Source organism: Nostoc sp., assembly GCF_036919555.1.
GTDB lineage: Bacteria > Cyanobacteriota > Cyanobacteriia > Cyanobacteriales > Nostocaceae > Nostoc.
Map to the genome: position 1 here is coordinate 1 of NZ_JBALCS010000098.1, position 23,637 is coordinate 23,637.

Annotated in this window: 24 protein-coding genes and 1 pseudogene; 9 read left to right on the plus strand and 16 right to left on the minus strand. The window is 40.2% G+C overall.

Translation table 11 applies throughout. The features are described 5' to 3' along the window. Nucleotides 1–383: 383 nt before the first annotated feature. Nucleotides 384–1,037 (minus strand): hypothetical protein, encoded by a 654-nt coding sequence (locus V7K36_RS27230; RefSeq protein WP_335120797.1) that lies wholly within the window; start codon nt 1,035–1,037, stop codon nt 384–386. 556 nt (nt 1,038–1,593) lie between these two features. Between V7K36_RS27230 and V7K36_RS27235 the strand changes: the two genes are divergently transcribed. Together V7K36_RS27235 and dcm are read left to right on the plus strand one after the other, a co-directional pair. Continuing rightward, the gene (locus V7K36_RS27235; RefSeq protein WP_335120798.1) at nt 1,594–1,902 is read left to right on the plus strand and encodes a hypothetical protein; all 309 of its coding nucleotides are present in this window, start codon (nt 1,594–1,596) and stop codon (nt 1,900–1,902) included. Nucleotides 1,903–1,907: 5 nt separating this feature from the next. After that, complete coding sequence (gene dcm, locus V7K36_RS27240; RefSeq protein ID WP_335120799.1) at nt 1,908–3,215, plus strand: DNA (cytosine-5-)-methyltransferase; 1,308 nt, start codon at nt 1,908–1,910, stop codon at nt 3,213–3,215. Here dcm and V7K36_RS27245 read toward each other — a convergent pair. From V7K36_RS27245 to V7K36_RS27290, 10 genes are all read right to left on the minus strand, one after another. Then, entirely contained in the window at nt 3,137–3,736 is a 600-nt protein-coding gene (locus tag V7K36_RS27245) for a hypothetical protein (RefSeq protein ID WP_335120800.1), read from the minus strand. The two genes, dcm and V7K36_RS27245, sit on opposite strands and share 79 nt — an antisense overlap. A 284-nt stretch (nt 3,737–4,020) precedes the next feature. Further along, nucleotides 4,021–4,380, minus strand: a complete 360-nt coding sequence (locus tag V7K36_RS27250) for a type II toxin-antitoxin system PemK/MazF family toxin (RefSeq protein WP_335120801.1) — start codon at nt 4,378–4,380, stop codon at nt 4,021–4,023. Continuing rightward, nucleotides 4,367–4,597, minus strand: coding sequence for a type II toxin-antitoxin system MazE family antitoxin (mazE, locus tag V7K36_RS27255; RefSeq protein WP_335120802.1), 231 nt, complete (start codon nt 4,595–4,597; stop codon nt 4,367–4,369). Before mazE ends, V7K36_RS27250 begins: the two co-directional genes overlap by 14 nt. 168 nt (nt 4,598–4,765) lie before the next feature. Then, the gene (locus tag V7K36_RS27260) at nt 4,766–5,356 is read right to left on the minus strand and encodes a Uma2 family endonuclease (protein ID WP_335120803.1); all 591 of its coding nucleotides are present in this window, start codon (nt 5,354–5,356) and stop codon (nt 4,766–4,768) included. A gap of 52 nt (nt 5,357–5,408) precedes the next feature. Then, entirely contained in the window at nt 5,409–6,203 is a 795-nt protein-coding gene (locus tag V7K36_RS27265) for a Tab2/Atab2 family RNA-binding protein (RefSeq protein ID WP_335120804.1), read from the minus strand. Between the two features lie 306 nt (nt 6,204–6,509). Next, nucleotides 6,510–7,319 carry an ice-binding family protein gene (locus V7K36_RS27270; RefSeq protein ID WP_335120805.1) on the minus strand — a complete coding sequence of 270 codons (810 nt, stop codon included), beginning with the start codon at nt 7,317–7,319 and terminating at the stop codon, nt 6,510–6,512. Nucleotides 7,320–8,027: 708 nt separating this feature from the next. Beyond that, nucleotides 8,028–8,297, minus strand: coding sequence for a YciI family protein (locus V7K36_RS27275; protein WP_335120806.1), 270 nt, complete (start codon nt 8,295–8,297; stop codon nt 8,028–8,030). 57 nt (nt 8,298–8,354) lie between these two features. Further along, nucleotides 8,355–9,458, minus strand: a complete 1,104-nt coding sequence (locus tag V7K36_RS27280) for an ATP-binding protein (RefSeq protein ID WP_335120807.1) — start codon at nt 9,456–9,458, stop codon at nt 8,355–8,357. Next, nucleotides 9,451–11,358, minus strand: coding sequence for a WD40 repeat domain-containing protein (locus tag V7K36_RS27285; RefSeq protein ID WP_335120808.1), 1,908 nt, complete (start codon nt 11,356–11,358; stop codon nt 9,451–9,453). Before V7K36_RS27285 ends, V7K36_RS27280 begins: the two co-directional genes overlap by 8 nt. A gap of 1 nt (nt 11,359) precedes the next feature. Continuing rightward, on the minus strand, nt 11,360–12,925 hold the full coding sequence (locus V7K36_RS27290; RefSeq protein WP_335120809.1) for an ATP-binding protein: 1,566 nt from the start codon (nt 12,923–12,925) through the stop codon (nt 11,360–11,362). A gap of 240 nt (nt 12,926–13,165) precedes the next feature. Between V7K36_RS27290 and V7K36_RS27295 the strand changes: the two genes are divergently transcribed. Next, nucleotides 13,166–13,354: a hypothetical protein gene (locus V7K36_RS27295; RefSeq protein WP_335120810.1), complete on the plus strand. Its 189-nt coding sequence runs from the start codon at nt 13,166–13,168 to the stop codon at nt 13,352–13,354. Nucleotides 13,355–13,701: 347 nt separating this feature from the next. On the opposite strand, the pseudogene V7K36_RS27300 reads toward V7K36_RS27295, so the two are convergent. Together V7K36_RS27300 and pheT are read right to left on the minus strand one after the other, a co-directional pair. After that, nucleotides 13,702–13,866, minus strand: a pseudogene (locus V7K36_RS27300) (IS1634 family transposase); the annotation flags it as partial. Between the two features lie 111 nt (nt 13,867–13,977). Further along, on the minus strand, nt 13,978–16,440 hold the full coding sequence (gene pheT / locus V7K36_RS27305) for a phenylalanine--tRNA ligase subunit beta (protein ID WP_335120811.1): 2,463 nt from the start codon (nt 16,438–16,440) through the stop codon (nt 13,978–13,980). A 110-nt stretch (nt 16,441–16,550) separates the two neighbouring features. Between pheT and V7K36_RS27310 the strand changes: the two genes are divergently transcribed. The 5 genes from V7K36_RS27310 (at nt 16,551) to V7K36_RS27330 (ending at nt 21,882) form a co-directional block, all read left to right on the plus strand. After that, nucleotides 16,551–16,676, plus strand: a complete 126-nt coding sequence (locus tag V7K36_RS27310) for a hypothetical protein (RefSeq protein WP_335120812.1) — start codon at nt 16,551–16,553, stop codon at nt 16,674–16,676. 475 nt (nt 16,677–17,151) lie between these two features. Then, a complete protein-coding gene (locus tag V7K36_RS27315; protein ID WP_335120813.1) occupies nt 17,152–18,129 on the plus strand; it encodes a glycosyltransferase family 8 protein in 978 nt (325 codons plus the stop codon). 695 nt (nt 18,130–18,824) lie between these two features. After that, nucleotides 18,825–20,540, plus strand: a complete 1,716-nt coding sequence (locus V7K36_RS27320) for a Mu transposase C-terminal domain-containing protein (RefSeq protein ID WP_335120814.1) — start codon at nt 18,825–18,827, stop codon at nt 20,538–20,540. A gap of 2 nt (nt 20,541–20,542) precedes the next feature. Then, the gene (locus V7K36_RS27325) at nt 20,543–21,379 is read left to right on the plus strand and encodes a TniB family NTP-binding protein (RefSeq protein WP_335120815.1); all 837 of its coding nucleotides are present in this window, start codon (nt 20,543–20,545) and stop codon (nt 21,377–21,379) included. After that, nucleotides 21,379–21,882 (plus strand): TniQ family protein, encoded by a 504-nt coding sequence (locus tag V7K36_RS27330; protein ID WP_335120816.1) that lies wholly within the window; start codon nt 21,379–21,381, stop codon nt 21,880–21,882. The genes V7K36_RS27325 and V7K36_RS27330 overlap by 1 nt, the downstream gene beginning before the upstream one ends. A 140-nt stretch (nt 21,883–22,022) precedes the next feature. Here the strand turns inward: V7K36_RS27330 and V7K36_RS27335 are convergent, their stop codons facing one another. The 3 genes from V7K36_RS27335 to V7K36_RS27345 form a co-directional block, all read right to left on the minus strand. After that, nucleotides 22,023–22,220 (minus strand): hypothetical protein, encoded by a 198-nt coding sequence (locus V7K36_RS27335; RefSeq protein ID WP_335120817.1) that lies wholly within the window; start codon nt 22,218–22,220, stop codon nt 22,023–22,025. Between the two features lie 158 nt (nt 22,221–22,378). Further along, on the minus strand, nt 22,379–22,684 hold the full coding sequence (locus tag V7K36_RS27340; protein ID WP_335120818.1) for a helix-turn-helix domain-containing protein: 306 nt from the start codon (nt 22,682–22,684) through the stop codon (nt 22,379–22,381). Beyond that, entirely contained in the window at nt 22,681–23,196 is a 516-nt protein-coding gene (locus V7K36_RS27345) for a hypothetical protein (protein WP_335120819.1), read from the minus strand. The genes V7K36_RS27340 and V7K36_RS27345 overlap by 4 nt, the downstream gene beginning before the upstream one ends. 173 nt (nt 23,197–23,369) lie before the next feature. Here V7K36_RS27345 and V7K36_RS27350 point away from each other — a divergent pair, with 173 nt between their 5' ends. Continuing rightward, complete coding sequence (locus V7K36_RS27350) at nt 23,370–23,543, plus strand: ribbon-helix-helix domain-containing protein (RefSeq protein ID WP_335120820.1); 174 nt, start codon at nt 23,370–23,372, stop codon at nt 23,541–23,543. Nucleotides 23,544–23,637 lie beyond the last annotated feature (94 nt).

Sequence of the window (23,637 nt, forward strand, 5' to 3'; positions counted from 1 at the left end):
TGAAAATGCTCTAAATTGGTTTAATCATTGTGGTCTGTTTTTTGAGCCTATTAGATAGCTTTTTTTGTGGTGAATTTGATCGCAAACTGCTGTAAATAACATACATGTCCCTGGCTTACCTCACCCTCAATCCCTCTCCTTATAAAGGAGAGGGATCGTAAGACAGGATGAAGTTTTGCATTTTATCTAATCCAGGTTCCTAAGTGTGATTTATCCAAAGCAGGAATTGCAATTTACCCCTTGCACTTCAGTACAACCTAAATTTAAGCGTTACTTGGACATTCGGGAGAGATCGTAGCGCTATTAATCTTATGACTATTGTTTGTGCGATCGCGATCAAAATTGCTGATCGAGTCACAATTCTCAATATTTTGAAATCAAGATCATCCCTGATTTTTGATTTGTTTAGATGTAGCTTCCATAAAGTCGAGAAAAACTTTTATGAGCTTATGGATTCCCTCGCTACCTCCTGCAATTAAACCTCCTGTCAGAAATACATCTAAACAACGGAAAATAACTACTTGTATGGGATTATCTAAATCAATAACTAGAAGTGGCTCTATTGAGCGAACACCTATTGCGCTAATTAAAAGACCGAATAAAAGGGATGTCCATAGAGCAATTGTTCGCGTATCAGATTTATAGGCTGTTCTTTGGCGCTCTTTTTCATTTATATCATCAGTTTGTGGCTTGAAAATTTTTAATGAATCTTGTTGATTTTGTGTAAAGTTTTGGATGATTTGCTGTTCTAAACTCATTCCTTCAGGCGGTAGTCCACTGACTTGATTTGATTCCAAAGAGGGAACCTGTTTTTGTTGGATTTCCATAAGTTTTATCTTCTCAGATATTAGAGCTTTTTCTTGCTGAAGACTAATATCTAATTGCTCGATAAATGGACCACGCCAAGTAGTTATAAAAACTTCTAAAGAACGCTCTAATAACAAAGAAATAAATAACTGTAATGTTAGTAGCTGGATAATATCGTTAATCCCAAATGGTTTTAAAACGAATGGTTTAGATGATAACCAAGTTGACAAAGTTACTACTAGAAAACTAATAATGATTAACAGAATAAATAGAGGAGATTCTGGAGAAAGCCTTCGCAACGTATTTATACTCCTGTTTTGCGTCACAATATCTAACACAGCCTGAAGGTGAGAACTACACCTGCTGAGTTACTTAACAACGTTAATTTGATAGAACAGTAAATAATTTATTACCCGACCCTTTTTTTCAAGAGTGTGATAAGCTACGCTACTGTGGAAGCGATGTCTTCTGACACGCTACGCCTACGCACCTTGGTGGTAGCAGGGTAATCTGATGGTTCGTGACACCAAAGCCATGCTAGCCTAAAAGTATTACTATACAAGCATTCCAGCAGTAAACACTAGGCTTAAAATGCAGTGCGCGAAGCTACTATGCATGGAGCGATCGGGCTTCCTCCCCCCACTTTCCTCTAAGAGAAGGTGCGTTGGGGAGCTAGAACAAGCCTAGCATTAATAATTATCTGTATGAATTATCTAATAAAATAACTTAAACCGTAAAATAATATTGCACCTATTCCACATTTTTTGGGCAATACCTACCCTTACTATGCTGAATCAAAATTATCAGAGAACCGTTGAGGAACTGCGTAAGTTAGCCTCTATGTTTTGGCCTTCAGAATTATCTAGACAAGAAGCTGAACTTAGCATAATACCAAAACTCATTGAAACTCAAGACCAATTTATTGCCATTTTGAGCGTTGATGTGTCTAGTTTGGAGGGATTATTTCAAATTATTAATTCTTCAAATATGTCAGCAAATCTATTTCTAAAACATTTACTTGTGCTAGCTGACTTTGGCGGTGAAATGCTTCAGCTATTAAACAGTCAATTTAACTTTACGATAAAAGTAACTTAATATTTATGCAGAAAATTCGGTTTGTGGATTTATTTTCAGGAATAGGAGGAATTAGATTAGCCTTTGAACAGGCGGCTGATTCTTTAAATATAGAAAGTGAATGTGTTTTCAGCAGCGAAATCAATTCAGATGCTCAATTAGTTTATGAAAAAAACTTTGGTCAAAAAGCTTTAGGTGACATTCGATTAATTGATCAACTACCAGAACATGAATTTTTATTAGCTGGGTTTCCTTGCCAGTCTTTTTCTCATGCTGGCAAAAAAGAAGGCTTTATTGATACACGAGGAACGCTATTTTTTGAAATAACAAGATTACTCGATACCTATAAACCACAAGCTTTTATTTTTGAAAATGTCCGAGGGCTTTATAGTCATGATCAAGGGCGAACCTTAGCAACAATTAAGTATGAAATTCAAAAAAGAGGTTATAGTTTTCATGCTTTTTTACTCAACAGTGCAAACTTTGGATTACCGCAAAATCGTGTCCGCATTTATCTGGTAGGAATTTTAGATGCTTCTCCCACTTTTGAATTAATTTCTGACGTGGGGCCTAAAGACTCCCATTCATATAATCCTCAGCAGTTATCTTTGTTTTCTTCACCACAAAAATCTGTGACTGTTGCCGACATTTTGGAAAGTAGTCCAGATGAAAAATATAATTGCTCACCAAAGTTTGTCAATGCTTTTAAACGAATATTTAATAATGATTTAAATCGCTTACATGGGATAAGGCTGATTGATTATCGGGGTGGAAACTCTATTCATTCCCGGGATTTAGGATTGCGTGGGGAATGTAGTGCCGAGGAAATTGAACTAATGAACCGTTTCATATTAAAGAGACGGAATAAAGAATTTGGACAAGAACAAGATGGCAAACTATTAACTCAGGAGCAAATAGCTAGTTTTTTTGAACATCCAAATTTAGGGAACATTTTGAATTCGCTAGTTACAAAAAAATATTTAAAACTTATTAATGATAAATATAAACCTCTGTCGGGTAACTTTTCATTTGAAGTTTATAAGTTTGTAGATCCAAATAAGATTTCGGTAACATTGGTTGCTAGTGATGCTAATAGATTGGGAGTTTATCACAATCAGAGAGTACGGCGACTAACTCCGCGAGAAGCTGCAAGGCTGCAAGGTTTTCCTGATGGTTTTATACTTCATCTCAATGATGATAAGGCTTACCATCAACTAGGAAATTCTGTGAGTATTAATGTAGTCAAAGCTGTGGCTCAGGAAGTGATTATGAAAACGTTATTGTGTTTTATTGGGTCTGTAAGTTTAAAAACCTTTAAACCTCTATTAGGATAATAATTTGAAATGTCACTACCAAAACGTAATACCAATGATTCTTCTACTTCACTATCCGAAATTTGATCTAAAAAGAAGGTTCCAATAACTTTACATTTGACACCAGCATAGGAGAGGAGTTGATGAGTTTGAAAGTCCATCATATCTTGACTATCCCAGTGCGTATATGTATCTTCCCTACTCGCTCTTTGAGCTGCTTCCACTCGCACCCTTTCAGCTTCAAAAGCATTAGGAAGTGGTGCAGCATCCATAACACGCAATAGTAATGGAGATGCATCTTCAATCTTGTAATCGATAGCTTCTTCTGGATTGACACGAGTAGCAATTAGGAAGCTAAGGCTGGGAATACCACTTACTTGCATACGATGGAAATCATTTATTTGAACCAAGGCTGTTTCATAGCTGATGGAATATACTTCACCAACATACTGATTAGCCTGAATCAAAGTTGTGAAGATTTCCTTGGTAGTTAGTTCAGCTGAATTACGTTGAAATTCATCAAATTTGTCTATAAGACCCATAAAATTGCTATTTCCCTTAAATATAATAGACTAATCGCCTTTTCCCAGCCCATACAACTAGCTGAGTGCGTAGACCTGTACCTGATTGTCGTAATACATCGCTTCCTCACCCTGCTTGCTAGTAAATTTATAATTAGTAGATAAATATACTCTAAATAATTAATACACGCAAATATAAAAGCAATATTCTGATTACAAAGCTAATTACAGAAAAGTGTAGATGCGTTGCGGCTTGTCGTCAGACATCGCCTCACTTTAATCTCTATTTTTATTCCCTAACACCCTTAAACCACAAATCCCAGAACTACATTTAAAGCTGTATAAATAAGTTCCCAGTATTTTGACTCCAGCACACCCACCAAACCCAAAATACGACTATGGTCAACAGCACGAATTTGCCCAACATCAATAAAACGGTCTTGGTCTAGTCCATTATTTGGTGTTGCTTTCACATTCACAACGTAGGGGGCTTGTTTACTTCCGGGTCGAAATGGCATGACAATTGTCAGCAATCCATACTGATTCATGATGTCATTTTGCACAATCAAGCAAGCGCGGATTTTTTTTGCTTCAGCCCCCACTGTTGGTTCAAGATTCACCCAACGTATTTCTCCCCGACGATAAGTTAAATTACTCCCTGGCATTTATGCCATCCCCAACAACACTATCCCAAGCAGTAATTTCAGCTTGATATTCTGGATCTTCAGCATCTTGCTTGAGGGCTGCAATCATTTCTGCTGCCAAAATTCGGCGGCGGTGTTCTGCCAGCAGTGTATTGATGTATGCACTACGATTTCCCTGTGCATACTGATCTACAAATCGCAGAATGTCTTCTTCTAGGGTAATTGTGACTTTCAGCATCTATATTAATTTTTAGTATTACTCTTTAGTATGATTTTATCATCATATAATTTGCCGAATCTATGCACCTTACCTATATAGCGTGTAGAGACGCGAAATTTCGCGTCTCTACGTAGGTTGACGCTTGTCGTTAGACATCGCCTTAGTCTATTTTTTTAGCTATAGAAATTAAAGGGAAGTGGGATTAAAAGTTTCGGGAAAGGACACATCTTCATAAATGTCCGCTAAGGAACAGGCAAAGTTTACGCTGGTTAACTGTAATTCTTGATTTGCTTTATAGCTAGAAAAAACCCATCTTCCCTCAGCATTGCGACGAAAATAATCAACACGCTGGCGGGTTTGACTGATTAAGACGTATTCTTCAAATGTTTCTAATTCTTGATAGTCAATAAATTTATCTCCTCTGTCAAAAGCTTCTGTGGATGGAGAAAGAACCTCAATAATTAAACAGGGGTAACGTTTAAAATATTCAAACTTTATATCTCTTTGGTCGCAAGTAACCAGAATATCAGGATAATAGAAAATATTTAGTGATTCAATACGAGCTTTCATGTCTGTAGCGTAAAGGCGACAACCTGTACCGCGAACATGATTTCTCAAGAGGGCAATGAGATTAGTTGTAATTGTCACATGGGCATCACTTGCCCCTGACATTGCATAAATTTGCCCTTGAATATATTCGTGTTTATTCAGGCTGGATTTTTCAGCTTCCAGGTATGCTTCTGGAGAAAGATAGGGGTGAAATTGGCTAAGAGTCATAAACAATTCAAAATTCACTCAATAAACAGAACAATATTTTTGGTAATTAATATCAATCTTCTGTCTGCAATAACCAAAAGCCGCTATAAGTCATCCCAGAATCATCGGGTTGCACTAACAAAAAATGCAATCCTCGACTTTGCTGTTTCCGTTGTTCAAATGCTTGGGCTGCTGTTGTAACTTCTGGATCTTCAAAAGTGGCAACAATCCACCTATCCACCAAGCCAGCTTCTAATATTAAGCCATCCGGTGCGCCAGATATGTAGTTTAACGCTACAGGACGAACTTGCTGCAACCACCGTGCTAAAAGCATCGATTGCCGTCCACCATAAATTACCACACCAGGGACGGATACTGTTGACGCCAAACCCAAATTGATCGGTTTGAGATGTTCTGGTATGTGTAAAATGGGAATGGGGCGATCGCTAAATCTCGTTTCTACATCACTAGCAGCTAGAGTCGCAAAACGCCATTGTTCTCCCCAGAGGTTTTCTGATAATGGTGCTGGGGGCGGTTTATCCAGCGTTGAGGGATATTGCTTTTCTTGTAACCACTGCTTCAGTGCCAAAGTGTTGCGAGTAGGTTCGACATTAATACCCAAATTGCGTCCAGCCGCCTCAATTAAATTTAATGACTGAGGACGAAATACCTGAACTACATCTGGCAATTTGCCGCCAGATGCTAACTCAAATTGAGCCGTAACCCAATTAGAATTTGCTGCTGACTGTAGACAGGTAGCTTCATATTTAAAGCTGCGAGTTGCATCACAAATCAACAATTCCCATAAAATTTGTCCAGATGCATCTGGTAACGGACGACGATAAAAATCAGCCTGCCAAATTTTCATAGGTGGAGAGTAGGGCATTGGTGAGAGGTTAAGATAAAGAATGGTACAGGTCTTAAACCCTTCGATTTCCGATAAATTAGACTTTTCAAACAACCTCTTAATAAGAATGATAATCGGGTATGGCAAAAGGGAGATGAGGCGAACGTCGCTCGCCTCATCCCCCTCTATTTAATTATTATTATGCTTTTGGTAAAATACTGGTAAATTTTCAACAGATAAGTCTTATTGACAATTCGGGCTGATCTTTTTCTACCATAGATTGCTACGCTCTTTGCCAATCAAGTATTTCAAAAAACTATTTGCAACCTACCACCCTTTTCTAAATCTTTTCCTGAAGGCGAACAACAGACCTACCAGCCCGGAGCCGAGAACACCAAGTGATAAGTCAGGTTCTGGAACCACTGCCATTTCCTGTGGCTTCGTATCGCAGGCGTTGGAAACCTTGTTGGTATCCATCGTCACGGCACCATTTTGCGCCAAGGCTCTACCGCACTCAATGTTTACGCCAGTAGTCAGGGTGATGCTCGTGAGCGCTAGAATATTTCCCATGAACTGAGTGCCAGTACCGAGAGTCGCGGAGCTGCCGATTTGGAAAAACACATTGGGAGCGGCACCGTTGGTCGTAAGAATAGACGAGTTGCTTGCGGTGGTGAGCGTGCTGCCTATCTGGAAAACGAAGAGCGCATTGGGGTCGCCTAGATTGTCGAGCGTGAGTGTTCCTGTCAACTGAGCCGATGAGCTAAAAGAATAGACGCCAGGTGTAAGCGTGAGTCCACCCAGATCCAGACCAGTCAAGTCCTTATTGGGAATCAAGCTTGCTAGCTTATTGTACGCAGTTGCGTTATCCACCTGAGCCTGAGCCGCGACTGTATCAGATGTGAATATCGTTCCGTTCACGATCCCTGGAGAAAAGCCAGTGGCTGAAGAACCTGTGCTGACACCCAGAGATTCCGTGATCAGGGACGGGCCAGTATTAGTCACCGTCGAGCCACCCAAGACCCCGAAGTCATACGCCTTTCCCAGTATTTGACTAGAATCGGCTTTTGCTTCCCCTTGAAAACTGGAGAATGCCACGATTGCCAAAACTATTACGTACTTAAGATTTATTTTTAACATTGGTTGTAAGTGTTAAAACTTATTGGTAGATTGTCTTAACAAATATAAGTATAGTTTATATTACTGAGAAACATTGTGCTTTATTTAACCTTTACTCAATCTTTAACGTTGTATAAAGGCGGGATGAATTTGCACTTGACAAAGACCGAAGTAGTCAAGTATTGCTGCCAGAAGCTTTAAATGATTTATCAAAACATAAATATTGGCGTCAGTCATCAGAATTCAGCATAAATTCTGATGACTGACGGATAGCGCAGCATAAAGCCAACTCTTAGAGAGGCTTGTGTGCGACACGCTCCGCGTAGCTTGCTTCCCCAAAGGGGTACGCGAACGGCATAGCAACTCTTAGAGACGCTACGCGTAGCTTGCTTCCCCAAAGGGGTACGCTTAGAGCGAGTCCGCGATAGCGAGTATTCGAGCGTCGCGTCTGAATAAACGGGTTTAAAACAATAGGCTTGGGTTAAGGATAATTGTAGGTTGGCTTGTAGCAAGATCCCCGTAGGGGTACGAAGTGAAACCCAACATTAAACGTTAATTGTTGGGTTTCGTTCTTCAAACGCGACTTGCAACTCCTGCGGGGAGACGCGCAAGGGACAAGTCGGGAAACCGCAAGGGCGCAGTAGCTCCCCAACCTACGCTAGTTTTGGTTAGTGGTCTTGATTCTGACGCCTCGGCGGAGCGTCTCCGGCTCCGCTCCTGAATTCTTCTTCAAAAAGCCTGAATCCATTCTTTGACAGAATATTCAGTCCAGATGCCATTTTTCCAGTAGGGGTCATTTTCAATTAACTGGCGCACGGTGGCTTCCTCTTCGGCTTCGTAAATCCCAAAAACTTTTGTAACATCTTTGGTGGGACCAATAGTAATCAGCACACCGGATCCTTTTTGTTTTGCTAATCCGTCTAAATGAGCTTGACGGTGGGGGGCGCGTTTTTCGAGAACGTCTTCGCAGTAACTTCCCCAGACTACATATTTAGGCATAATTGCTTGTTACTCCTACTGGTTAATCTATAAAAAAAGGTTAGTACCATGCCAAGCTCATAATTTAGACTCACTTTGTTGCCTCAACCAATCACGAAAACTAGCATGATAAAGACTATAATGGATTTCCGCTCCTATTGATTCTAAATGTAAAAACTCTCGCCACTTGTCTAAAATTACCTTTATTTCATATTCATCTTCATCTAATCTTTCTGCTATCGTTTCTATTAATATTGATTCCTCTTGAACTAAGATATTTAACACCTGTAAAGCCATTGTTTGCTGTTTACTGGTTGCTAAATTCATTTTGTCTAAATGATTTTGGTAATAAAGTTGTAAATTTGGCGGGTAAATATCTTCATTAATAGCTGCTAAAATTTCCCTAACATACAGAAAATTAGTTTCATGATCATCAAAACTTTGCTCTGTCATGTTGAGCGAAACATCTCCGGGATTCTTCTCTTTGCTAACGCTACGCTCCGAATGACATGATTCATTTAAATAATATTTAATATATTCCTGGATATCAGTGCGATTTTGTTCCGAGTAGGCTAATAAATCTAAAGATTGGACTGGGTTTTCAATTAATAAACCTGATTTATCTGTCAAAAAAGGACGACGAGTAAGGATAAAATAAACTTTTTCCGGCAGATAACGAGGTAAATAGAAAATATTTGAGCCGCGTGGTTGATTGTTGATATCAATCCTATCACAGCCATCGATTGTAATAATTAACCGTTGATCAGGATGTAATCTATCGCTGATTTGTTGCAGTAACAATGATAAGAAGCCACTGCCTTCTGTGCTAGAATCAGGAAAATTAACGGTTACATTTTTATTACCTTGATTTTGGGCAATTTCTATTAATTGAGTGCAAATCGTCGTCAGAAATTCCTCAACGTGATTTTTACCCGCAATTTCCACATTGTAATAAACAACTCCGGGATTTTGGCTGACATAATGGGCAAGAATAGCACTTTTCCCAATCCCAGGCTCACCGATAATAGTAAAGTAGCCCCGGTCATATTGATTGATAAAGTTGTTGATAGCAGCAAAGACAAATTCACGACCGACAAAGTTGTGGTTTTTTGCAGTAATGATTTGCTCAAATTCTAGGGGATATCTGGGAATATTGATTGGATTTTGGGTGATGTTATTCATTTTTTGAATCCCCTTCCAAGCGCAGAAAATGAACACGCCCTGATGTGTCTCCTGCTATAATCGTGAATCCATCTGGGGAAATAGCACAACAATTTATAGGACTGTCACCAGTAAAAGTAGAGATTGCCTTTCCTGTCTGCAAATCCCACAGTTTCAGGGTGTTGTCAGATGAACCAGAAATAGCTTTTTGACCATCTAGGGCGCTCGCTCCGTCCGCCGCAAGCATAGCTACTGCTTCTACTCGGCTGTTATGACCTCTCAGGGTAGAGATTTCCCTTTCTGTCTGCAAATCCCACAGTTTCAGGGTGTTGTCAGATGAACCAGAAACGGCTTTTTGACCACCTGGGGCGTTGGCATCGCCCGCCGTAGGCATCGCTACTGCATTTACCGATTCGTTATGACCTATCAGGGTAGAGATTTCCTTTCCTGTCTCCAAATCCCACAGCTTTAGAGTCTTGTCATCAGAAGCAGAAACGGCTTTTTGACCATCTGGGGATATCGCTACTGCATTTACCGAAAAGTTATGACCAGTCACGATAGAGATTTCCTTTTCTGTCTGCAAATCCCACAGTTTCAGGGTGTTGTCCCAAGAACCAGAAACGGCTTTTTTACCATCTGGTGTGATTGCTACTGCTATTACTGCTCTGTTATGACCTATCAGGGTAGAGATTTCTTTTTCTGTCTGCAAATCCCACAGTTTCAGGGTGTTGTCAGATGAACCAGAAATGGCTGTTTGACCATCTGGGGCGATCGCTAGTGCATTTACTGAGTCATTATGACCAGTCAGGGTAGAGATTTCCTTTCCTGTCTGCAAATCCCACAGCTTCAGCGTCTTGTCACCAGAACCAGAAACGGCTTTTTGACCATCTGGGGATATCGCTACTGCATTTACCGAGTCGTTATGACCAGTCAGGGTAGAGATTTCCTTTCCTGTCTGCAAATCCCACAGTTTCAGCGTCTTGTCACCAGAACCAGAAATGGCTGTTTGACCATCTGGGGCGATCGCTACTGCTGTTAACGAGGAGTTATGACCTCTCAGGGTCGAGATTTCCGTTCCTGTCTCTAAATCCCATAACTTCAGGGTGTTGTCCCAAGAACCAGAAACGGCTTTTTTCCCATCTGGGGCGATCGCCACTGCTGTTACCGAGTCGTTATGACCTATCAGGGTAAAGATTTGCGTTCCTGTCTCCAAATCCCACAACTTCAGCGTGTTGTCACGAGAAGCAGAAACGGCTTTTTTGCCATCTGGGGCGATCGCTACTGCATATACCGAGTCGTTATGACCTGTTAGGGTAGAGATTTCCTTTCCTGTCTCTAAATCCCACAACTTCAGCGTTTTATCCAAAGAACCAGAAACAGCTTTTTTCCCATCTGGGGTGATCGCTACTGCTCTTACCCAGTAGTTATGACCTGTCAGGGTACACAGCAGATTTCCGCCTGGAGTGGTTAAGCTGGCTGTAATGGGGCGAAATCGAGGAATTTCACTTTTACTTTCTACTGCATCTGCCAATATTTTCTGAATTTCTGGCTGGGGAAAAATCTGCAATCTTCCCCATAATTGTCCTACTAATTGATTGGGGTCTTGATTCAAAACATGGGCTGATAACTGTAGCGCACGTTGAATTAATTGGAGTGTTTTGACTTGTTCGGGGTCTAGTTTTTCTTCTTCCTCTAAACTCTTTAATATCTCTGGGTCATCAATCAAATAAAAATCCCTAATTAGGGGTTCTATTCCAAATTGAGGATATTGAACTTTCAGAGAAATAAAATCAAAATCTGTGAGAGTTTGATAATACTTTTCCGAGTTACCTGCTTTTAATTGTTGTTTAGGAAATTGACCGAGAAAAAAAATTTGAAATTCTACTGATTTTGAGGCTAATTTAGTGGCAATTTCCCCCATTTTATTCCATCTCCTTTGCCATATAATTAGCCATACTCTTATTAACTTCTCTAAACAATTTTCGACCTTTACCTAGTTTGTCTTGCCCTTTGAGAAATTCCAGAAAACTTCGATGATAAATACTATAGTAAGTTTTTTGTTCATCTTCATTTACTTTCGGTGTTACATACTCAACCCAATCATTTAACACCGATTTCACCTCATATTCATCCTCATCAATGATTTCCGCAATCATGTTTATGGATATTGGCTCACCTCTTTCTACCAATATATACAGTATTTTTACCTTCTTTTCATTCGATTCATTATCCATCCCCATCCGATTCCAATGAGTCGTATAATAGTCCTGAAGACCTTGTGGTAATCCTTTTAAAGTTAAATCATTGTATTTACCTTCAGAGATTCCCGGCAATAAATAGCGCAAATATATAAAATTATTTTCACTCTTAACAGCTATTTCCTGACTAAAATTATCTTCAGAAATATTGCGCTCATTAATCCAACTTCTCAAGTTATAATCATTCTTCAAAAATAAGTGAATATACTCTTTTACATCTTCTCGACTTAAAGCTGTATAATCACCCTTTGTTAAATCTAATTCATCTACGGGGGTATCTGGAGACAAAGTTAAACGTTTTGTTTCTTGATTATAAAGTCTTCTAGTTAATAAAAAATAAACTCCATCGGGAAGATTTTGAGGTAAATCTAAAAGATTACTATTTCCTTCTTGTTCTACTTCATCCAGTGCATCAACAACAATTAGAAGTTTTTGTCCTTTTAGTTCTTCACTGGCTTTTTGCAGTAAAGTTCTTAAATCAGCGTTGTCTGCATTTTGGAGAGAATAACGCTTAATTAACTGTTGACGAATACTAGCTAAAAACTTTTCTGGTTTATTGCGTCCTTCTGCGAAAACATTAAAATAACAAGGAAATTTAGTAGCTAAAATATATTTAGCAACAATGGCACTTTTACCCATCCCTGCATCCCCAATCACAGTAAAATAGCCCTTAGGCTGAGTTGTGAAGAATTTTTGAATCGCCTTGAAAACAAAATCACGACCGCAAAATAAGCGAGTTTTTTCAAAAATTAATGCTTTAAAATCTTTGGGATAAACATCTAGATTCCAATCTGGATAAGGCTGATATCGTGAGGCTTTCGTTTGTTTAGCAACTGCAATAAAAGCTTCCCCAAATTCTTCTAATTCAGCCAAAAAGTTAATTTTAGCATTAATTATCTGCGTTTTTAGTTCGCTATTTTTATTTAGATGTTTTTTGGTATTATCTACGAACTGAAAGGGAGTATTAGAACTGTAAGCATCCCAAAAATAATCTTTAATTACTCTCTCTCTAAACAGGTTTAAAATTGCTTCTGGCTTAAATACACCATACCTTACCAAAGTGTAAACATAAACAGTATCAACATCATCAGGAATTTGGGTAGGATTGAGTTCTAATTCCTGTAAAACTTTGTTAACAGCTTCGTTTTTTTGACCTTGTTTAATGATTAGTTGACTAGCTTGAGGAGCATATTTACTAATTAATGAAGTAATGGCGGCAAATTCTATCATGGTTGATTACCGAAAATCTACTATGCTTAAACGAGTATTATTATACTAATTTATATAGTAAATCCTGTTGAGTAATATTATAGTTGTTGTATTTAAAGATCCACCAAAACATACTGGTGCTGGTAAAGCAATATCTAGGGCTGGCAAAGCCTACGCACAGGATTGCAAGTGTAATACTAACTATATTAAGTGTCTAATTTAACAAGAGATTCCTAATGTAGCACTGTTTTTTTGAAGCAAATGGGATTAGTATTATTAGATGCGATCGCTACACCTGATCGAGTGCTTGACGCAATGCCCTTTAACCTAAACTATAAACAAGTAAACACAATACAAGCCCAGTCCTTAAAATGCAACATCCGCAGCAATCTCCTGCCAGCGAGTAGCCAAATCCTCCGCAGTAGAACTTTCAACAGCGGCAAGGTTTAATGGATAGTCCACGTTGTCTCGCTCGATCCAGCGTACGGCTGTGAATTGACCATTGCTTGCCCTTAATATAAGCATTTCTCAGCTTGGCACGGAAGACGACACAATGGGAGTCAAATCGTGATGATACGTGAGCAGTTAGGGATCAATCACCTCACCTAATAGCCTCCAAATACTGTCTCAGCAGTAACCTGAAGCAGCCTAACTATTAATAGACTGAAAGTTTCTGCCTAAGATCCTAATTTAGGTGGATAGGCTGAATGATTCGGCAGAACAGTACTGCGTAGCTTGCCGCCTTCTTTCTCTACGAGACGCTGTTCGCGTTCGGCATCGCCGCTTTCGTTCAGTGGCGAATAGCCATAAGTAATTTCGATTCCTCCTGGTTCTGCAACATTTGCTTTTCCATTGTTTATGTAATTACCATCGACGTGAAACGAACTTGAATCGAGGTGTAGACTATCCATTTTTACCCCGAATTTACGGGCTGCACAAAGCGCTACTATCACAAATACTTCGGGCCAAAGCTAATACCACAGCCTCAAGTAAAGTATTCCCAGGTTGAACCTGGGAACTAGACCAAAAAACTCCTCACTCCTGTACAGACGCGATTAATCGCATCTCTACTCCTAACTTCTCAGGTTAACGCCGAATTTTTCCACCAAGGCTTCGCGGACTTTATTGTGTACTGGTTCAACTTCTCCCTCAGTGAGGGTGCGATCGCTAGCCCGATAAATTAAGCGAAATGCTAAACTTCGCTGTCCTTGGGGGACATTTTCGCCACGATATTCATCAAATAATTCCACCGATTCGAGTAAATCTTTACCAGCTTTGGTAATTACTTTTTGAATTTCGGCAACTGAGATTTTCACGGGTGCAAAAAAGGCGATGTCGCGATCGCTAGCTGGATAGGTAGAATAGGGCTGGAATGTTGGGACGAGGATTTCATCTTGTCCTAGAGAATCTAAAAGCACATCTAAATCCAACTGGAAAACATAAACGGACTCTGGTAAGCCTTTTTCTCGTCGCAATTGGGGATGGAGTTGCCCAAAAATACCCAGTCTGTTACCCTGAATCCACAGAGAAGCGGTACGTCCTGGATGTAAGCGATCATCGCGGCGATCGGGTTGAAATTCTATCTGCAAGGCAAGTTGCCGAAATACACTTTCTAAAATGCCTTTGGCTTCAAACCAGGTGATGGGTTGTTCGCGTCCACTTTTTGACCATTTGCCAACAGAAATATCCCCTCCCACAATTCCAGCCAGGGCTTCTGTTTCTTGCAAACCGTCTTCTTCCCGCCAGAAAATTTGCCCGATTTCAAAGCCGTTAAGGGCACCATTACCTTGCTCTAAATTGTATTGAAAGGCATCAATTAACCCAGATATCAAATCGGTTCTTAGCGCTGAATATTCGACAAATAAGGGGTTTGACAGTACTATCGGTCTGTCTTCTCCTGGTTTGACTAAAGAATAGTGAATTAATTCTGTCAAACCTTCAGCCCGCAGGAAAGCTCGTAACTTGCGAATTAGTTCCTCATCTAAAGGCAGATAACCAGCTTCCGCTTTTTCTGGTAAAGTCTCACAGAATTTGTTGTAGCCATAGAGTCGGGCGATTTCTTCAATTAAATCAATTTCTCGCTCTAAGTCGCGGTAACGATAGGGTGGGACAGAAACTGACCATGTGGGTTGATGGGTGCTATCTTCTCCTGGGACATTGCCTGAAGGAGTCAACTGACATCCCAAGGCAGTCAGGATGCGCTCAACATCTTGTTCTTGGAGTTCACCTGTATCCTCTTCCAATTCGATTGGCCCCAATATCTGATTAACTCGGTCTAAACGCAGTGCGATAGAACGACTCCAGGTAGAAGGATGGGGGCGGGTGTCGGCAATTTCCTGCTGGACTAGAATTCCACTAGCTAATTCGCTAATTAAGGATAAGGCGCGGCGATTAGCTATTTCCAACTCAGCCCGGTTAACTCCCCGTTCATATCTACCAGAAGCTTCACTTCTTAAGCCTGCACTGCGGGAAGAACGGCGAATTGACACAGAATCAAATAAAGCTGCTTCTAAAACTAGACTTTTAGTCCCTTCATGGACTTCAGTTTCTTCTCCACCCATGACTCCCGCCAATGCAATGGGTCTGTTGTTAGCGGTAATTAACAAATTTTGGGTTGAGAGGGTGCGAGTTTGTCCATCCAGGGTTTTGAGGGATTCTCCAGCAGTGGCGAAACGAACGCCAATTGTTAAATTTTCACCATCTGCAACAGATTGTAGGCGATCGCGGTCAAAGGCGTGTAGTGGTTGTCCCCATTCCAACAAAACGTAGTTAGTAATATCCACGACATTACTTATGGGACGTACCCCAGCAGCCCGTAAACGTTGTTGCAACCATTCGGGAGATGGAGCAATTTTGACCTGTTCAATTACCGTACCAATGTATGCAGGACAAGCTTGGGTATCGGCAATTTTTAAAGCTAAATTTCCTATACTTTTGATAATAGAGACTTCACTAGGTTCAGGAATGCTCAACTTTCCACCTGTTAAAGCTGCTACTTCCCGTGCTACGCCTACCATACTCAGAGCATCAGCGCGATTAGCAGTTGCGGTAAGGTCTAAAATTACATCATCTAGACCCAACAACGGACGCACGTCACTACCCAATGGTAAATTTTCCTGGGTAAAAATATGAATTCCGTCTACATCAGTGGGCAAACCGAGTTCTTTTAAAGAACAAATCATACCCTGAGATGCGACACCACGCAGTTTCGCAGGTTTAATTTTTAAATCGATGTTGGGTAAGTAAGTACCCGTAGTTGCTACCGGCACATAGATATCTACCTTCACATTGGCAGCACCACAGACAATATTTAAAATTTCATCTGCACCGATATCCACTTGGCAAACACTCAATTTATCGGCGTTGGGATGGGGTTGACGCTCAAGCACTTTCCCGATAACAACGCCATTTGCCCAAGTGCGGCGATCTTCAATCTCTTCAACCTCAAACCCCGCCATTGTCAGGGTTTCGGCTAATTCTTCTGGACTAAGTTTTATCTCTACTAGTTCGCGCAGCCAATTTAGAGAAATACGCATGGAGTGTGCTTTTTTTAGGAATCGTCTTTTGCTTTAATTTTAGGGTGCCTACTAGCGATTGATGGCTACTCGTCCCGCAAGGCGTACCCTTTTACTTGAACAATCCTACTATGTTAGACTGGCAGAACAATATTACTTTTTTATCTTTATCTTTGCACCGTTTGCGATCGCCTGTAGTCAGCCTCTGCAACACGACCTTGCCTGATGGTACTGTCAGAAATGACCATTGCTACTAAGCTTGCACTCCCTATATTTTCAGTGCTAAGGCATCGGTGAAAGGTTAATATTTGTTTTGGAAAAATCTTCAAAAAATTTCACAACTTATTTAGTAGGGTGTGTTACGGAAGCCGTAACACACCCTACAGCTAAATTAATAGTTCCACCTAAATCTACGGAGAATTTTTATCAGTTATTTTCACACTCTAGAAGAACTTGAGCAAATTATTGAAAACGATAGAAAGTATGGTACTTTTGCGGACAATTAACCCTCTTCTAGGGGTTCAGCCGGGATACCTGCCAAATGGAACACGTTATAAAGTTATGTAACGTAAATCAAGTAAAACCCTTGATATACGCTTGTTTAAATACCAAACTTTCAATGAGGTAAGAGGGATCAGGGAAAACAGGCGTTAATTTGGGTATTTATACGGTGATTATGTTCAAATATCTGCGTCTATTTTAGCAATATCTAAATTATATACAAATCCAATAATGACAATCCTATCAAACGAAAAACCAATTGTTCTTGTTTGTGCTGCTGATGATAACTACTCTATGGCTATAGCATCGGCTACCCGCTCAGTTATTGCCAATTTCCAAAGTGAACACAAGTTGGTTCTATATATTATTGATGGTGGAATTAGTAAACTCAACAAACAGAGAATTATCAAAAACTTAAAATCTGAGGAAGTCAGTATCAATTGGCTCAAGCCCAGAAATCAGCACTTAGAAAATGCACAAATTTCATCCACCATTACAATTGCTGCTTACTATCGGCTTTTAATTCCTCAACTGTTACCAAAGCAATTTAATAAGGCAATTTATATTGATAGCGATGTGATTGTGCAAGGAAATATAGAGCGATTATGGAATATTGATATTGGAGAATATTATCTCTTGGCAGCACAGGATATGGGAGCGCCTTATGTATCTTCGGCAAGAGGACTCATGAATTATCAATATCTTGGCATTTCCCCAGAATCTAAATACTTTAATTCCGGGGTTTTAGTAATGAATCTCAAAAAATGGCGGGAAGATAAAATTTTTGAAGAAGCAATTGAGTATTTGAGAATAAATAAACAGTCTGTGCGGTGGCACGATCAAGATGTTTTGAATGCTATTCTTGCAGGAAAATGGGGCGAACTTGAACCCAGATGGAATCAAATGCCATATTTGTTTCAATATTCATCTTGGCAAGATAGTCCGTTTACAGAAGATGTATTCAATCAGTTAATTAATAATCCTGACATTATTCATTTTTCAACTAGGGATAAGCCTTGGTACAATAATTGTAACCATCCTTCTAAAGATTTATTTTTTCAATACCTTGATAATTCAATTTGGTCTACTTGGTCTGCTGAACAAGCTGTAAAAAAAGAAAGGCAAAGGCAGATGCATTTTTTACACAACATTTATCATATGGTGAAGCAGCGAATTAAATCACTTGTTCAAAGCATAATAAAAAACTAAATCTGTTTTTCAATCGAAAAAAGTAAGTAAACCCAAGGAGATGTTTAAGTACCGTTAGGTGCGATCGCCTGAGATTAATATCTCTAACTCTGACTTCTGAATTCTTCTTCAACCCTGCATCAGAAATTAACCATATGACAAAAAACAAAAGGACTGGACATACCAGTCCTTTATTATATTGATTTAACCTTTTTATCTTAATAACGGGATTTTTTGGTCTTTAACTTTTACTTTTTACGCCGACGTTCGCTAGCACCAACTACATATAATAAGTAGCAACGCTTTAGCTCGACTTTATCCATTTTTGCGCTTAGGCGAACACATAAGCTGAAACCTTTGTAGGATGGCAGTTTTACTTTTTGATCTTCATCGATAATTTATGACGTGGAAAAAGTATTTGCCAAAAAGCTAGGGTTTTTGTACATTAACTAATTATTTGTCAATTTAACAGAATATTGTCACAAATACCTCAAATACTTAAAAACCTGTCATGGAAAGGATTATGGCATATTTTTTGCTGTTTACGTCAGTCACACTGCTTTAAGCCTGTATTCACAAATTAGATGTCAAATGCCAGATATTTCACAATTTAATTGTCAATCTCCAGAAAACTAGAAAAATCATGATTTTCATAAATTAACAAATTATTTGTCAAAATAATAGTATAATACAACTATGTTTTGATAAAACATAATATGCAGAATACAGAATCTTCTACAACCTCTACAACTTGGGCAAGCTCCGCAGATGTTAATAACGATCTTGCTGAAGCAAACGTTATTGTTTCTAAACTTTCGGATGAAGCTTTACTGAAAATGGAGGTGATTCAAAGTCTTTTAGAAAATAGCGATCGCACTACATATACGCAAAAGCTCAAGGAAGCAGCAGAAAAGCTTGGTAAGTCAGTACGTACAGTGCGACGGCTAGTAGATAAATGGGAACACGAAGGTTTAGCTGGACTGGTGCAAAATCAACGGGTGGATAAAGGGAAGCATCGAGTTGATGAAGACTGGCAAGAGTTTGTATTGAAAACTTATAAGGAGGGTAATAAGGGAAGTAAAAGGATGACTCGCCAGCAGGTATTTATCAAAGCTAAGGCCACAGCTGATGAACTGGGAGTTAAGCCTCCTTCCCACATGACGGTTTACCGAATTTTACAACCGTTAATAGATAAAATTGAGCAAGCTAAAAGTATTCGCAGTCCGGGTTGGCGTGGTTCGCGCTTATCAGTTAAAACCCGTGATGGAAAAGATTTACAGATAGAACATAGTAACCAAGTTTGGCAATGCGACCATACCCGTGTTGATGTTTTATTAGTAGATCAGCATGGCAAAATTCTTAGTCGTCCTTGGTTAACAACGGTTATTGATAGTTATTCGCGCTGCATTATGGGAATTAACTTGGGCTACGATGCACCAAGTTCTCAGGTTGTAGCTTTGGGGCTACGTCATGCAATTTTGTCCAAGCAATATGGTTCAGAATATGGACTTCACGAAGAATGGGGTACTTCTGGTTTGCCGCAACACTTTTATACGGATGGGGGTAAAGATTTTCGTTCTAACCATTTACAGCAAATAGGAGTGCAGTTAGGGTTTGTTTGTCATTTGCGCGATCGCCCATCTGAAGGTGGTAGTGTCGAACGTCCGTTTAAAACTCTAAACACAGAATTATTCTCAACTTTACAAGGATACACAGGTTCAAACGTTCAAGAGCGACCAGAGGAAGCGGAGAAAGAAGCTTGCTTAACGTTGCGGCAGTTAGAGCAAATGTTGGTGCGTTACATCGTTGATAACTATAACCAGCGACTTGATGCTCGAATGGGCGACCAGACAAGATTTCAACGCTGGGAATCTGGTTTAATTGCTTCCCCTGATTTACTTTCCGAGAGGGATTTGGATATTTGCCTAATGAAGCAAACACGGCGACAAATTCAACGCGGGGGATATCTGCAATTTGAAAACTTGATGTATCGAGGTGAACTCTTAGCGGGTTACGCAGGCGAAAGTGTTGTGTTGCGATATGACCCCAGAGATATCACAACGATTTTGGTTTATTGCACAGAAGGGGATAAAGAGGTATTTATTGCTCGTGCTTATGCTCAAGATTTGGAGACAGAAGAACTATCTCTAGATGAAGCAAAAGCTAGCAGCCGTAAAGTACGGGAAGCGGGTAAGGCTGTGAGTAATCGGTCAATTTTGGCAGAAGTTAGGGAACGCGAAACATTCCAAACTCAAAAGAAAACCAAAAAAGAGCGCCAAAAAGTAGAACAGGCTGAGGCTAAAAAAGCTAAACACATTATACCTGTTGAGCCAGAGGAAGTAGTAGAGGTGGTATCTATTGACAGCGAAACTGAGTCAGAGATGCCGGAAGTTTTTGATTACGAACAAATGCGTGAAGATTACGGCTGGTAAAAATGACTTTACAAGAAGCTCAAGCAATCGCCAAACAACTTGGTGAGATCCCCGTTAATAGCGAGAAATTGCAAGAGGAAATTCAGCGATTAAATCGTAAAGGTTATGTTCCACTGGAACAAGTACAAATTCTTCATGACTGGCTGGAAGGGAAGCGCCAATCACGGCAGTCTGGCCGTGTGGTAGGTGAATCAAGAACAGGTAAAACTATGGGTTGTGATGCCTATAGGCTTAGGAATAAACCCAAACAAGAAGCAGGAAAGCCCCCAACTGTACCTGTGGCTTATATCCAAATTCCCCAGGAGTGCGGTGCTAAAGAATTCTTTGGGGTAATTATGGAGCATTTGAAATATCAAGTAACTAAAGGAACGGTAGCAGAAATTCGAGATAGAACGCTGCGGGTTCTTAAAGGTTGCGGGGTGGAGATGTTGATTATTGATGAAGCCGACCGCTTTAAACCGAAAACTTTTGCGGAAGTGCGTGATATTTTTGACAGGTTGGAAATAGCAGTGATTTTGGTAGGAACTGACCGCTTAGATGCAGTGATTAAGCGCGATGAGCAGGTTTACAACCGTTTTCGGTCTTGTCACCGTTTTGGAAAGATGTCAGGGGAAGATTTTAAGCGAACGGTAGATATTTGGGAGAAGCAAATACTCAGATTGCCAGTTGCTTCCAACCTTTCGAGTAAAACGATGTTGAAGACGTTGGGGGAAGCAACTGGAGGTTATATCGGTTTGATGGATATGATTCTGCGAGAGACTGCAATCCGGGCTTTAAAAAAGGGACTGCAAAAAATTGACTTGGAAACTTTGAAGGAAGTAGCTGCTGAATACAAGTGATGGAAGCAGAAAATATTAAGCCTTGGCTGTTTAGAGTTCAACCCTATGAGGGGGAAAGTTTGAGTCACTTTTTAGGGCGTTTTCGACGGGCAAATGATTTAACGCCTACGGGGTTAGGTAAAGCAGCAGGACTTGGGGGTGCGATCGCAAAATGGGAAAAGTTTCGGTTGAATCCGCCTCCTTCTCAGCAACATTTGGAGGCATTAGCTAAGGTTGTAGGGGTTGATGCTGAGAAGTTAGGGCAGATGTTACCACCTCCTGGTGTGGGGATGAAAATGGAGCCTATTCGATTATGTGCTGTTTGTTATATTGAGTCGCCTTGTCACAAAATTGACTGGCAGTTTCAAGTGACTCAGGGGTGCGATCGCCACAAGTTAAGCTTGCTTTCAGAATGTCCCAACTGTGGGGCTAGGTTTAAGGTTCCTGCACTATGGATGGATGCGTGGTGTCAGAGGTGTTTTACGCCGTTTGTCGATATGGCAAAGTGTCAGAAGCATTATTGAATGATAATCCTATATTATGAAACGACGTTGGACTCCAAAAGAATATTTGATTAAAATGCGTTAGCGGTAGCGTGCTTAGGAGCATTAGCTCCTCTGAAACAGGTTCGCCACAAATTCAGTTTACTTTCTGAATGTGATATCTATGGGGTAACTTGGTCTGACTGCTGCACTTCCAGACTGAAAATAATTGTGAAAGTCACGTTTGGTATGAGTCGGCGCAGAGCTTGTAAATGAGCCTCAGCGTAACTCCGGCGACGAAAACAAGCAACAATTTGGTGTTGCATAGTGGGAAAATGGCGGACTACACACCAAGGATTTAACTTTTCGACGTAGGTCACAATATTCTCCTGACAATACTTGTGATTTAGCTGGCTAATTTGGGTTGAATAAAACTCAAATTCTGGTTCAAAAATTTCCTAGACAAAGCCACCCTAGTGTGAGGGTGGCTGGTAAAGAAATGTCAGGTTGATATTGAAATTTGCTAACTTTTCAATTCCTATTTATGCCGGTTAGGGAAACAGACCTTTTTTAAGAGTTCTTTAGGAATACCCTCAAAGCCTTCTAGTAGAAAATCCATCAGAGCAAGATGGCGTAAATCGGAAGGCATGGGACGGCGATAGTTGCGCCCTTTAGAGAACCAGCGCCGGACAGTTGAAAGTGAACGAGAGCAAATTCGGGCGATCGCCTCATGATTAACATCCCATTTGGCATAAAAATTCTTGGGTGTCATTCCTAATTGACAATGGCTGTATAGATCAATCAAATTTTGCTCTCTTACCTGTAAAGGACGTGGATTAGTCATAGCAGCGACTCTTCCACTGGTTCTAAATCTTGTTCCCAAGCAATATCGGCAGATGTCCAAGCTGCACTGAGGCTGTCTTTGCTTAACCAAATTAGGTAGCACCAACTCCAGCAGCAAAGATGGGGAGCAAAGCTATAAAATCTGCCGATCGCAGTTCCCCAATCGGTGTCAGAACCAATCCAACGCAATTTGTCGCCATACAAAAAGCGGGGTGTCTTTGCTGTATTAGGAAAGTCGTCGGGTAAATCAACAGAACTAGCAGAAAATTTCTGGTTAATTATTCTTGGGAATAGATCCTGGCGATTGAGCGCCATTGCACTCAAATAACTAGCAACTAATTCAGCATCAAGACTCTGAGTTAATTGGGAAATCAACAACGCTGCTAAAGTTTGTTGTTCTTGCTGTTCACAATAGTTGTTGAGTTTCGCCAATAGTTCAGCAATACCAAAGTCATCTAAAGCTTGTAGATAACTTCTGTGTTCATCTGTTTTGTGGCAAACAGGTCTTAACATGGAATATGTCTCCTGTGAGAAGGAGCCAGAAGCCAGTGCGTCAGCCCTGAGAAAGTTGCGCGCTGGCTTTTGACTTATCAGTAATTATACATAAAATTTATGTATTTCTATTTAAATGTATGTGTTTTTAGTGATTTAATATAAAAACACATAGAGAAGCTGATAATAGTCACATGGGAAAAGTAACATTGAGTATTTACATGGAAGAAGAAGACAAAGAAGCTCTGCAACAAGTGGCGGATGCAGAGGAGCGTTCTTTGTCGCAAATGGCAGTGTTAATTCTGAAACGAGCTATTAAACAAGCGCAGGCGGATGGAACGATTTCGCCGCCTGGTAAGGGGAAGTGAGGCGATCGCGTATTGTGTTTGTAGAAGATAGACTGTCCCTTCGATGAAGCGGCTTGGGACTGTAAATTAATGTTTACTTAGAATACAGATCGCC